General features: G+C 43.9%; 9 protein-coding genes. 6 read left to right on the top strand and 3 right to left on the bottom strand.

Annotation, left to right across the window (positions count from 1 at the left end):
• The first annotated feature begins 5 nt into the window (after window positions 1-5).
• A complete protein-coding gene (locus F7D73_RS05880; protein ID WP_153123007.1) occupies window positions 6-551 on the top strand; it encodes a beta-class carbonic anhydrase in 546 nt (181 codons plus the stop codon).
• A gap of 19 nt (window positions 552-570) precedes the next feature.
• Here the strand turns inward: F7D73_RS05880 and F7D73_RS16320 are convergent, their stop codons facing one another.
• Window positions 571-702, bottom strand: a complete 132-nt coding sequence (locus tag F7D73_RS16320) for a hypothetical protein (RefSeq protein ID WP_256621068.1) — start codon at window positions 700-702, stop codon at window positions 571-573.
• A gap of 257 nt (window positions 703-959) precedes the next feature.
• On the opposite strand from F7D73_RS16320, the gene F7D73_RS05875 reads away from it, so the two are divergent.
• Window positions 960-2015, top strand: a complete 1056-nt coding sequence (locus F7D73_RS05875; protein WP_153123005.1) for a CNNM domain-containing protein — start codon at window positions 960-962, stop codon at window positions 2013-2015.
• A 264-nt stretch (window positions 2016-2279) separates the two neighbouring features.
• On the opposite strand, the gene F7D73_RS05870 is transcribed toward F7D73_RS05875, so the two are convergent.
• Both F7D73_RS05870 and F7D73_RS05865 read right to left on the bottom strand, forming a co-directional pair.
• Window positions 2280-3317, bottom strand: a complete 1038-nt coding sequence (locus tag F7D73_RS05870) for an alcohol dehydrogenase (protein WP_153123003.1) — start codon at window positions 3315-3317, stop codon at window positions 2280-2282.
• A gap of 30 nt (window positions 3318-3347) precedes the next feature.
• Window positions 3348-4787, bottom strand: a complete 1440-nt coding sequence (locus F7D73_RS05865; RefSeq protein WP_264912239.1) for an alanine/glycine:cation symporter family protein — start codon at window positions 4785-4787, stop codon at window positions 3348-3350.
• 304 nt (window positions 4788-5091) lie between these two features.
• Here F7D73_RS05865 and F7D73_RS05860 point away from each other — a divergent pair, with 304 nt between their 5' ends.
• The 4 genes from F7D73_RS05860 (at window position 5092) to F7D73_RS05850 (ending at window position 12843) form a co-directional block, all read left to right on the top strand.
• Window positions 5092-7710 (top strand): glycoside hydrolase family 2 TIM barrel-domain containing protein, encoded by a 2619-nt coding sequence (locus F7D73_RS05860; protein WP_153123000.1) that lies wholly within the window; start codon window positions 5092-5094, stop codon window positions 7708-7710.
• 297 nt (window positions 7711-8007) lie between these two features.
• Window positions 8008-10179: a SusC/RagA family TonB-linked outer membrane protein gene (locus tag F7D73_RS05855; RefSeq protein ID WP_228117647.1), complete on the top strand. Its 2172-nt coding sequence runs from the start codon at window positions 8008-8010 to the stop codon at window positions 10177-10179.
• Window positions 10180-10257: 78 nt separating this feature from the next.
• Window positions 10258-11190 (top strand): hypothetical protein, encoded by a 933-nt coding sequence (locus tag F7D73_RS16195; RefSeq protein WP_228117646.1) that lies wholly within the window; start codon window positions 10258-10260, stop codon window positions 11188-11190.
• Between the two features lie 15 nt (window positions 11191-11205).
• Window positions 11206-12843, top strand: coding sequence for a RagB/SusD family nutrient uptake outer membrane protein (locus F7D73_RS05850; RefSeq protein ID WP_153122998.1), 1638 nt, complete (start codon window positions 11206-11208; stop codon window positions 12841-12843).
• The last annotated feature ends 41 nt before the right edge of the window (window positions 12844-12884 follow it).

The raw sequence follows: 12884 nt of genomic DNA, 5'->3' as shown, positions 1-12884 counted from the left end.
CGACTATGATTATAGAAGAAATCATCAAATATAATGAAAACTTCGTGGCCAGCAAGGGCTACGAAAAGTATCTTACGAGTAAATATCCAGACAAGAAGCTTGCCATCCTTTCCTGTATGGATACCCGCCTGACAGAGCTTCTGCCGGCGGCCTTGGGCCTGAAGAATGGAGATGCCAAGCTCATCAAGAATGCCGGTGGACTCGTAATCAGTCCATTCGACTCAGCCATGCGCAGCCTCCTGGTTGCCATCTATGAACTGGGTGTTGAGGAAATCATGGTCATTGCCCACTCCAACTGCGGTGCCTGTCACATGAACGGCCAGCAGATGAAGGAATTGATGTTGCAACGTGGCATCCATCAGGATGTCATCGATACCATCGGACTTTGCGGCATCAATCTCGACCATTGGCTGGAGGGATTCCACGATACTGAGGATTCAGTAAGGAATACAATCAATACCATCCGTACCCACCCTCTCGTACCAAAGGATGTCAATCTGCATGGCTATATCATCGACTCACAGACGGGTAAGCTCACTGAAGTAAAATAAAAGCAAAATACGCTTATGGCTAAGGATGGTTCTCCTCCAGAATCATCCTTAGCAACTCTTCATTTGCCTCATTGTTGACCTCAGCATCCTTCAACTCGGAGAAATAGTCAAGCGTAGCGGAACATTCGCCTGTGATATCTACCCCTATCACTTTCTCAATACGTCCTTGTCGATGGATATATAAACCGGCTCATGTTAAAACAATTTAATTTTCAACAAAAACATATTAGATTCATCTTTTTATCAGTATCTTTGCAGAAAATTGAAACATATTGTGATGATACTTATAAATACACTGATATTGGATAAATATAGATGTAATGTTCCCCATTACATCCTCAACTGTAGCCTTCGGAAATAATATCTATCTTGCTTGAGATAATATATTATTAACGAATTTAAAATTACATGGGTTTAATCATTTTATATTTTTTAGGTGCTCTGTCACTATCCTTTTTGTGCTCCGTCCTGGAGGCGGTGCTACTTTCTACTCCGATGTCGTTTATCTCGATGAAGGAGAATCAAGGCAACAAGACTGCCTCACTGATGAAACAGTATAAGAACAACGTAGACCGTCCGGTGGGTGCCATCCTTTCGCTCAATACCATCGCCCACACCATCGGTTCTGCCGGTGTAGGAGCCGAGTCAATGAAACTCTTTGGCGAAGAATACTTCGGTATCATTTCCGCCATTCTCACTCTGTTGATTCTGGTACTTTCAGAAATCATTCCGAAAACCATCGGAGCTTCATATTGGCGCTCTCTTGCCATGACATCTACCAAGATCATCCGTGTGCTCATCTTTATCACCTATCCTTTGGTACTGCTTTCGGAACTTATCACTAAGGTATTTACTCCGAAGAACCACCAGGCTTCCGTGAGTCGCGAAGAGGTATCGGCCATGGTAGACGTAGGTACTACAGAAGGCATCTTCCGTGAATCGGAAAGCAAGATCATCAAAAGCTGCATTCGCCTGGCAGGAGTAAAGGCAAAGGAGGTGATGACTCCATCCATCGTAGTAGAATCAGCCAATATGAATCTGACTACCAAGGAGTTTTACGAACAGAAAGAATGGAAATTCTCACGCATTCCCGTTTATGACAACAACAAGGATATCATTGTGGGATACGTATTGAAAGATATGGTTCTCAAATTGGTTTCAGACGATGAGTTCCAAACCAGATTATCCGAGCTGATGCGTCCTATTCTTTCCTTCAACGAGGATGAATCTCTATACCAGATATGGGAAAAGATGTTGGAAAGACGAGAACACATCTCTATCATCGTGGATGAATACGGATGTCTGAGAGGAGTGGTTTCCATGGAAGACGTAATCGAAACGATGACTGGCGTAGAAATCGTGGATGAAGACGATGTGGCAGTGGATATGCAGGCATTGGCTAAGGAAAAATCGCGCATGATGCACCAAGGTATTGTATCTGCCATTCCTGGCAGTAAAGTTTAATATTTGCAGAACATAGCATTTTAACGAGAAAGGGTGGGTCATAAGTTAATGACTCACCCTCTTATTGTTGTTAGAATAGATAGGATACGTTGTTGGAAAAGATAGGATATGTTGTTGAGACAGTTAGTATCTACGGTCGCACAACAGCTGTTGTGCGCTTGCATAACAGCTGATATGCGCATGCACAACACCTGTAGTGCATGCGGTGGTCAATTGTTATGCGCCAACAATTATCCAGACTTAATTGCACACCCTCTCTCTAGTTTAACCTGGAAATATCGCAACCTTGATGACTCCATCCTTGCGGTTTTCAAAGACATCGTATGCCTCTTCTATTCTTGAAAGCGGGAAACGATGGGTAATCAGAGGAGTGGTATCTATCTTTCCCTGGGCTATCAAATCAAGGATTTCCTCACAGTCGCATCCATCCACACCTCCCGTCTTGAAGATGAGGTTCTTGCCATACATATCAGGAAGCGGAAGCATCTGCGGCTTGTCATACATCGCAACAACAGTAACGATGGCATTAGGACGGGCACACTTCCAAGCAAGCTGGAAGGTATCAGGTCCACCTGCAACCTCCATCACCACATCTGCTCCCCCATGCTGACTATGCTCCTTGACGAAAGTCTCGCAATCCTCCGGTTCTACAACCATCACCTGCGGATAATGCTTCTGGATGAACTCTCGCCTAGCCTGTGATTTCTCACAGACGATGATGTTCTTCGGATTCTTGAGCAGGGTGCAAAGCAAACAGCAGACACCCGTAGGGCCAGCACCGATAATCAAGACAGTATCCTCTTCTGTTATTTCAGAAATTCTTGTTGCCCAGAATCCAGTAGCAAGGATGTCGCCAACGAAGAGCGCCTGCTCATCGCTTACCGAATCCGGTATCTTATTCAAGCCGGTAGTTGCATAAGGAACCCTCACATATTCCGTCTGTCCGCCATCAATTCTGCATCCCAGTGCCCATCCACCATGTGGGGAAGTACAATTGTTCACATATCCATGCTGGCAGTAGAAGCATTCGCCACAGAAAGTCTCTACATTCACAGTTACTCTATCTCCCGGCTTCACGTGGGTAACCTTCTCCCCTACTTCCTCTACAATTCCTACCATCTCATGGCCAACAGTAATCCCTGGTACTGCGCGAGGCACAGAACCATGCTTGATATGAAGGTCGCTGGTACAGATACTGCTCAGCGTTACTCTTACGATGGCATCATGCGCATCTATCATCGTAGGCTTCTCCTTCTCAGTGAAGCCAAATTCTCCTTGCTTGATATATGTAAATGCTTTCATTGGATATTAATTATTTTATCAATTTATTTACTACCATGCCTCCAGCTTATCGGCAATCTCCGGCATCTTATCTTTGCTGAATACAGGATTCTTGCCTTCCTTCTTCTGCTGTCGATAATCCTGCAGCAGGAAGACGGCCTGGCGGGAAAGCAGGACGATGGCCACAAGATTGCAGAGCGTGAGAAGAGCCATCGTGATGTCGGCAAAACTCCATGCAAAATCAAGCGATACCACAGCTCCTACCATTACCATCGCAGCTACTGCAAGACGATAGATGAATACACCCAGCTTGGAATCCCTGATATATCTCACGTTGGTCTCGCCATAATAATAGTTGCCGATGATGCTGCTGAAGGCAAAGAGCCAGATCATGACAGCCACAAAAGGATTACCGATGCTTCCTATTTCGTGGGTCAAGGCATCCTGCGTCAGCTGAATACCATTGGATGCAGTAACATCTACCCCACTCACCAGTATGATGAAGGCAGTGCAGGAACATACCACCAAGGTATCAGTAAACACACCCAAAGCCTGAATCAAACCCTGCTTTACAGGATGACTCACCGTTGCCACGGCAGCTGCATTAGGGGCACTACCCTCACCAGCCTCATTACTGAACAGACCTCGCTTGATGCCCTGTATCACCGTAACACCCAACACTCCGCCGGCAGCCTGATTGAAGCCGAAGGCATTCTCCACAATGGCAAGCAACACCTTAGGCAGACTGGTGATATTCCAAATCACGACTCCAACGGCTATCAGAAGATAGACGACAGCCATCACAGGAACCACAGTAGAAGAGAACTTTGCCACGCGCTGGATACCACCGAAGATGATGAGCAGGGTGAGCACCGTGAGCACAATTCCCATGGTAGCAGGTTCGATGCCGAACGCTTTCTGCCAGGCCAGACAGATGGTATTGCTCTGAACAGAATTATAGGCAAAGCCAAAGGTAATGATCATCAGGACGGCAAAGAGAATGCCCATCCATCCCTTTCCAAGACCATACTTCATATAGTAGGCAGGACCTCCAAAGAAGGATGTCTTTCCCCTGCGCTTGTAAAGTTGGGCTAGGGTTGATTCTATGAAAGCCGATGCAGAACCCAGCAAAGCCAGCATCCACATCCAGAATACGGCTCCCGGGCCACCGATGCTGATAGCTGTAGCCACGCCAGCAAGATTTCCAGTACCGATACGACTGGCCAATGCCACCACGAAAGCCTGGAAGGAAGAGATATGTTTCATCTCGCCATCCACCTTTACCTCCATCGACAGTTCATCTTGTCCTATCTCCTCCGGTTGAACCTTGTCGGGATTCAGCAACAGCCTGACCATCTCCTTGATGAGTCGGAACTGTACGAACCTTGTACGCCAAGTGAAAAACAGGGCACAGCATATCAGAACTGTAATGATGATATACGACCAGAGAAAATCGCTAACCTGAACTAAAATGTTTTGTAATGAATCTATCATTTGTCTATCAAAATCTGAATATTATTTCTTTTCGACTGCAAAATTACGAATTTAATTTCAAAAATCAGCAAAATATCTGTCTATCTTACGTTTAACCGTCTTTTTGTCCTCTTTTTAAATATAAAACGGAGGTATTTTATCCATTTCTCCATGGTGAATATACTATCTTTTGTCCGTTTTCACAAGATTTAACACTTTATTATGCACTATCATCGAAAAAAACTCCAAAAGAAGTAAGGATCTCAGATTTTATTTGTACTTTTGCCGTACTTCAACAAAACTTCAATAAAAAACGACAACAATGAACATTAAAAACATTTTTCTTACCACAATCATCGGTTCAATGATGACCATGCCTACCATGGCACAACGAAAAGCTGCGACCATCAATGACAACTGGGAATTCAAACTTCCTACCAGTCAGAAATGGACATCAGTAAATATTCCCCATACTTATACTCTGGATGCCTACCAAGGCAGGAACTATTATAAAGGGAAGGCAGAATACCGCCGCATTCTTACCCTGGCAGAAATCAATCCAGACAGACGCTATTTCTTGAAGATAGATGCAGCAAATAAGGCTGCAGAAGTGAAGGTAAATGGCAAGGAAGTAGGTTGTCATGCCGGTGGATATTCGTCCTTTACCTTCGATATCACTGATTTTCTAAATACCAATCCTGCAAGACAAGGAGAAAAATCAGAAAATACCATAGAGATAACTGTAGACAACAGCCGTCAGGATGTCACTCCTATCATGGCAGATTTCACATTCTGGGGCGGCATCTATCGTGACGTCTGGCTCGTTTCTACACCCGATATTCATTTCAACATGCTCAACATGGGAAGTGACGGCATCTTTGTTTCTACTCCTATTGTGAATGAAAAACAAAGCGCGGTAAAGGTGGTTAGCGAAGTGAGCAATGATGGTCAAAAAGCATCGATGGTAGAACTGAGAAACGAGATTTTCTCGCCCGATGGAAAGCTACTTCAAACCATCAAGAAGAAGATAACCCTGAAAGCCGGCGAAACCAAACGTACGGCATTGCAGTCAAAACCCATTGCCCACCCACTTCTTTGGACTCCAGAACGTCCTACTTTATACAAGGTAAGAACCTCTATTATAGATACGAAATCAGGGAAAGTCATTGATGAGAAAAACCACAAGGTTGGATTCCGCTGGTTTTCTTTCGATGGAGAGAAGGGATTCTGTCTGAATGGAAAGACTTACAAGCTACGTGGATTCAACCGTCATCAGGATCAGGCACCTGTAGGAGTAGCCTTACCCGACGAGGCTCATCGCCGTGACATAAAACTGATGAAGGAACTGGGCAGCAATTATATCCGCATCTCCCATTATCCTCAAGATGACGCCCTCTTGGATGCCTGCGATGAACTCGGTTTGTTGGCATGGGAAGAAATTCCTATCATAGACCTTGTACCAGACACTCCCCACTATGCCGATAATTGTGAGCGTAATCTACGGGAAATGATCCGCCAACACTACAACCATCCAAGTATCATCAACTGGGGCTACATGAATGAAATCCTGCTCTGCACTCCATGGCCAGGAACTAAGGAATGGCCAGCCTTTAAGGAACGTACCCTAGCCCTTGCCCATCGATTGGAAAAGGTTCTTAAGGATGAAGACCCAACCAGAAAAAGCGTAATGGCATTTAATATGACCAATACTTACAACGAAATAGGTCTGAACCTTGTTGATGTTGTGGGATGGAATCTTTATCATGGCTGGTATCAGGGCGAACTGAACGGATTCAATCACTGGTGTGAAGACCAGCACCAACACTATCCAAAAAAGCCGATGATAATTTCAGAATGGGGAGCAGGAAGCGATCAGCGTCTGCACTCAAACTCTCCTCATGCCTTCGATTTCAGCATTGAATATCAGCAAACTTATATCGAGCATTATCTGCCATTCATTGAAGAAAAGCCTTGGATTAGCGGTTGTACCTATTGGAACTTTATCGACTTTAACGTGGCAGAGCGCCAGGAATCCATGCCAAGAGTAAACAACAAGGGAATTGCCTACAACGACCGTACCCTGAAGGACGTAGCTTATTACTTCAAGTCTATGTGGCGTAAGGACATACCTGTGGTTCATATTGCCAGTCGCGACTGGAGCATAAGAACTGGTCATATCAACGAGCCCCAGCGCATTAAGGTATATTCCAACATGCCTGAAGTGGAACTTATCGTAAATGGCAGGAGCTACGGGAAAAAGAGTGTACAGAATTGCTTTGCCGTCTTTGATGTCGTCCTGCCTTTCGGTAGTTCTACTTTAGAAGCAAAAGGTTTTAACGAAGTTCTGACAGATTATAAAAACAAGGTTGATGGGAACACAGGAGATGTAATGAAAATTCAGTACAATCCTCTGCCAAACTTGGCAAAAGGAGAAGAACTCGCCATCAACGTGGGCAGTAACTGCTATTTCATATCTTCCTTGAGCCAGCTCACATGGTTACCAGACCAAGCATACAAGCCTGGAGCATGGGGATATGTAGGAGCCGAAAGCAAGAGTACGACATCTGAAATCGAAAACACAATAGATGGCCCGATTTATCAGACATGGCGTGAAGGAGATTTGGAATACAGAATAGACGCACCTTGTGGCGAATACGAGGTAGAACTACTGATGGCTGATGTTACCAAGCCTGCAGTCCAACTGCCTAATCTCCTAGCCAAAAGCAATACTGAGTCTTCATCCAAAGATGTAAGATTTGATGTCAGCATCAATGACGAAAGGAAAGAATCGGATTTCACTCCTACTGATGGTCGCCATTACCGTACTGCCTTTAAGCGTAAATACATCGTTGAAAACAATCGTGGCAGCATCAACATCCAGTTGAAGTCCCTGCAAGGAAAGGCTTTCCTAAATGGCATCAAGATTAGAAAGTTGAATTGAAACCATGAGCAAATCAGTTCATCATTATGGTTATTTAAAACAGAACCAGGGAATGAATACAAAAAGTCAGTTGGTAGTACAATGTTACCAACTGGCTTTTTTGTTAAAATTGCTTTTGAAAAAAACAGGAAAATAAGTTGTGGAACAAAAAAAACATAAACTACACCATAATATATGGCAGAAAAAAACAAAATCAAAAAATCATGTCTTAAAGTCAAATAATAAAGTTCTTGCATTCAATATAAAGCTAAATTTGCAGCAGCAATTAAGATTTTAAACCAATAAAAACAAAAACAGATGAAAACAAAACTATTAAAGAACAGCTACGTATTGCCTATGACTTTGTTTTGTTCTGCTTTGACATTTTCTCCATTGGGAGTTGCCCAGGCACATGCAACAACAAATGTTGTACAACAGGCAAAGACTGTGAAAGGTACTGTTGTAGATGAGACTGGTGAACCTGTAATTGGTGCCAGTGTTATGGTAAAAGGTACTAGTGTGGGCTGCGCCACAGATTTGGATGGTAATTTTACGCTCCAGAATATAAAGCCAGAACAGACACTTACCATTTCATATATTGGCTATACAGCTCAAACGATAGCCATAGGTCAGCAAACAAACTTCAATGTGGTACTTAAACCAGACAACAAAGTTCTCAACGAAGTAGTTGTAGTAGGTTATGGAGCAATCACCAAACGCTCTGTGTCTACTTCCATGTCAACAGTAAAAGGCTCAAATATTGCCGAGATGCCAACATCCAACATCACCCAGAGCCTTTCTGGTTTATCCTCAGGTATTACCCTGCAGCAAACCAGTGGAGAACCGGGTGCAGCCCCTTCCATCCGCATCCGTGGTGCAGGTTCCATCAATAGTGGTAACGATCCACTTTACGTTATTGACGGTTATCCTACTACCGATTCAGAACTGTTCAACAATATCAACCCAAGTGATATTGAAGACATTCAAATTCTGAAGGATGCCGCATCATCTGCCATCTATGGTTCAAAAGCAGGTAACGGTGTCATCATCGTAACTACCAAGAAGGGCAAGGCAGGAAAACCGACGGTAAATTTCTCAACCCAGATTGGTGTAAGTCAGGCACAGACCCGTGTAGACGTACTTGATGCTAAAGACTATCTTGACATGATTATTGAGGCACGTACCAACAACGGTACTATCAGTAAATATCCAGAACTCACAAAACTCCGTGATTCCGGCAACTATTGCAATACCGATTGGCAAGACGCTATATTCCGCAATGCTCTCAACTATCGTGCCAACGCAACAGTCACCGGCGGTACAGATATGATAGCCTACAATTTCTCTGTAAATTACCAGAATGAAGATGGTATCCTGCTCAACTCTTTCTTTAAGAAAGTGAATATCAAGGCTGGATTTGATGCCAAGCTGAGCAAACATGTCAAAATTGGCGCCAGTTTTTCTCCAAGCTATAACAAGAAACGCAGTCAGCAGCCAACAGGTGGAAACACAGAAGATGTGAAAGGTGTCATCGCAGACGCACTCTCCTATCCTCCTATCCTCCCTGTTTACCAAGCCAATGGTGACTATACGCAAATTTCACAGCATTATTCTGGCAAGAATGGAACACCAGACTATGGCTTGAATACACAGTTGCGCAACCCGGTCTGCAACCTGTTGGAGAACAACAATGACAGTTGGTCATTAAGAACGCTGACCAATGCATACATAGAGATAACTCCTATCAAGAACCTCACAATCCGTTCTACAGTTGATTTCTCTACCAATTCCACAAAGCTTGACTATTACCAGTCAGCTTATCTGCTCGGTTCTTCATACACAGGAAACAAATCTACACCTTTTCTCAAGTCTGTAGATGCTTACCGTGCTTCAGGTTTTGGCTATAATACATATTGGTCAACTACAGCCTCTTACAATTGGGACATCACAGATAAGATGAACCTCAATGCCGTAGCAGGTTACGACTTTGAATACAACAGTGCCTTCAACGTTCGCCAGGATGACCGTACGGATGCCGACAACCCAATCGCCTATCTGGGTACAAGCATCAAGAACGTAATGGGTGCAAATCTGTGGACTGGTTCTTCAAGTAACACAAATTATGTGTTCGATGCCATGTTCACACGACTCATATTCAATTATGACAGCAAGTACGTACTTTCCGGGTCCCTGCGTCGTGACCGTTCCAGCAAATTCGGTCCAGACAACCGTGCCGGACTCTTTTACTCAGCATCAGGAGCATGGAACATCACTGAGGAATCATGGATGAAACCATTAACCTGGCTCAGCCTGGCTAAGGTGCGCGCAAGCTATGGTGTAACAGGAAATGACCAGATAGGAAGCAACTACGCATGGATTTCTACTATCAAGACCGACCACAACGTAGTATTCGGAACAAGTTCCATTCCTTCATATTATCCTGGAGGATATTCAAACCGTGAACTTGGATGGGAAAAGAACAAGCAGTAAGACCTCGGTATCGACCTGGCGTTCTTCAACCGCATCAATCTGAATGTAGACCTCTATAAACGTACGAGTGACATTGTAATGCCTGCCAATATTCCAAACTTCAATGGTATAGCAAGTTCTGTTTATATGAACTCCGGTCAGGTAGAGAACAAGGGTATTGAACTTTCTCTTAACGCAAAAGTATTACAAGGCGCATTCAACTGGGAAACTACCCTCAACTGGTCAATGAACAAGAACAAGATCCTTTCACTTGCCAATAACCAGACACAATTGGCAAACGGCAAGGCTGGTACAAAATGGGGCAATGTCATCAGAAACATCGTTGGTCGTCCTATGGGCGATATGTATATGCTCAAAGTGATTGGCACATACAACACAGAAGAAGATTTGCAGAAATATCCTAAGTTTGGAACAGAAGGTATCGGTGATCTCATCTTCGAAGATACCAATGGTGACAAGGTTGTCAATGCCAATGATTATCAGCATGTAGGTAATTATCAGCCTGATTTCACATATGGTTGGAACAATAAGTTCAGCTACAAGAACTTCGACTTGGCTGTAACAATCGATGGTCAGGTAGGTGGTAAGGTTATCTATGCCGCAGCACGTGCTTTCTCTCTTAACCGTTGGGACGACAACGTGCTCAAGGAATCAGGTCTCGGCCGTTGGCAAAGTCCAGAGAATCCAGGCAATGGCAAATCACATAAGGCAGGCACCAACAATCTTGGTTCAAACATCCAGCCTTCAACCCGCTATCTTTATGATGCCGATTTCCTGCGCATCCGCAATGTGGCTCTGGGTTATACTCTGCCAACACAAATCTGCCGCTACATCGGTTTGCAGCGAGTTCGCTTCAGTGCAAACGTTCAGAACCTCGTTACATTCGACAAGTACCCAGGCTATTCTGTTGAGGCAAACTACAATGGTAATTCTGCTACCAACAATGGTGTAGACTTTGGTGGTTATCCTATCGCACGAGTAATGACATTTGGTATTAATGCAACATTCTAATAAGGAAATAAAATTATGAAAACAAAATATATAAATAACGTAATTCTCTCAGCATTGCTGGGAGGTTCGGCTATGGGATTCTCTGCTTGTAGCGATAGTTTCTTCGATCGCTATAATTCTGACACCATGCAGATGGAGACCTATCTTACCAATGACAGCGAAATAGAAAACATTCTCTTGGATGCTTACTATTATCTGCGTACAGTACAGGAAGATGTGATCATGGTCAACGGACTTTGTACAGACGAAGCCTATGACTACAAGAAGAACAACCAGTCTGACTATATCAGCCTGAACGAGGGAACATGGGATGCTACCTCTGCCACCATCAATAATATCTGGAGTAACTGTTACAGCATGATTAACAGATGCAATAATGCTTTAGACAAGATTGATAAAGTCAGCGAAAGCAATCGCAAACAGTTTGAGGGTGAAGCATGCTTTTTCAGAGCATACGCTTACTTTACACTTGTAAGACTCTACGGTCCTGTGCCATTGACACAGCATGTCATCTCCAACTATAATGAATTGTACAGCTACAATCGCAGTCCGAAGGAAGATATTTATGCCCTCATCAAAGAGGATCTTGCCAAAGCTACAGCCAATTTGCCACAGAGCTACAAAGAGGCCAGCAAGGCAGGTCGAGCTACCAGCATTGCAGCCAAGGTGATGCTCGCTGATGTATATATGACATTGAAAGACTTCAATAGTGCAAAGACACAACTCAAGGAAGTCATTGACTACGCCAATCAGAATCCAAACAAGCTTGGATTGCTTGATGACTATGCCAGCATATATGACTCAGAAAATCCAGTAAACAAGGAAATTATTCTGGCAGCACAATTCAACAACGGTTCCACCCAGATTACCAACTATCTGATGCGCCGCTGCATCCCTGCTGTCACACCAAACAATCAACCTGCCTACGTTTTCCCTGACGGAACAAAATCTACAATTCTTTGTTCTCAGGGAGTAAGTTGTCTGTTGATGACATGGGAGTTATATAATGCCTTGAGAAAGAATCCACAGGATAAGCGCTACACCCAGATGGTTTACGACAAGCTTTACGACACATCACAGACTAAGTCTAAACAGACCGACGAAGTGAATGTGACAGAAAATGGAGAGGCTTATACTCCAGCTACTCTCAAATACTTCGACACTCACAATCAGGGCTTGAAAGCTTGTACCAGTGGCTGTGACGATATCATCTACCGTTATGCCGATGTATTACTCATGTATGCAGAGTGTCTGAACGAAACATCTTCTACCGATGAAGCTAAGACCTACCTCAATCAGGTTCGTAACCGAGCAGGAATCGATGGCACAACCGCAACAACTCAAGAAGAAATGCGACTCGCCATTGAAAACGAACGATATGTGGAGCTCTGCTTTGAAGGTCATCGCTGGTTCGACCTGGTTCGCACAGGACGTATAAATAAGGTAATGGAAGCTCATTTCAATCATCGTACACAAGGATTGTCTGCAACACAACAAGCCAATAACAACGGTATGGCTGTGAAAGATTGCGATGCAACAACAGGTACACCACTGGAGTGGCGCTGGAGTAAAATTACAGACGATATTCTCTTCCCGATTCCTTTTGATCAGCATCAGCTGACACAGAATTGGGAACAGAACAAAGGCTATTAATATCAAACCATTATGAAGAATAAAGCATTTATCGGAGCCAT

It is taken from the genome of Segatella copri, from assembly GCF_009494395.1.
GTDB lineage: Bacteria > Bacteroidota > Bacteroidia > Bacteroidales > Bacteroidaceae > Prevotella.
The sequence above is the reverse complement of the archived record's forward strand: the minus strand, read 5'-3'. Positions and strand labels throughout refer to the sequence as shown.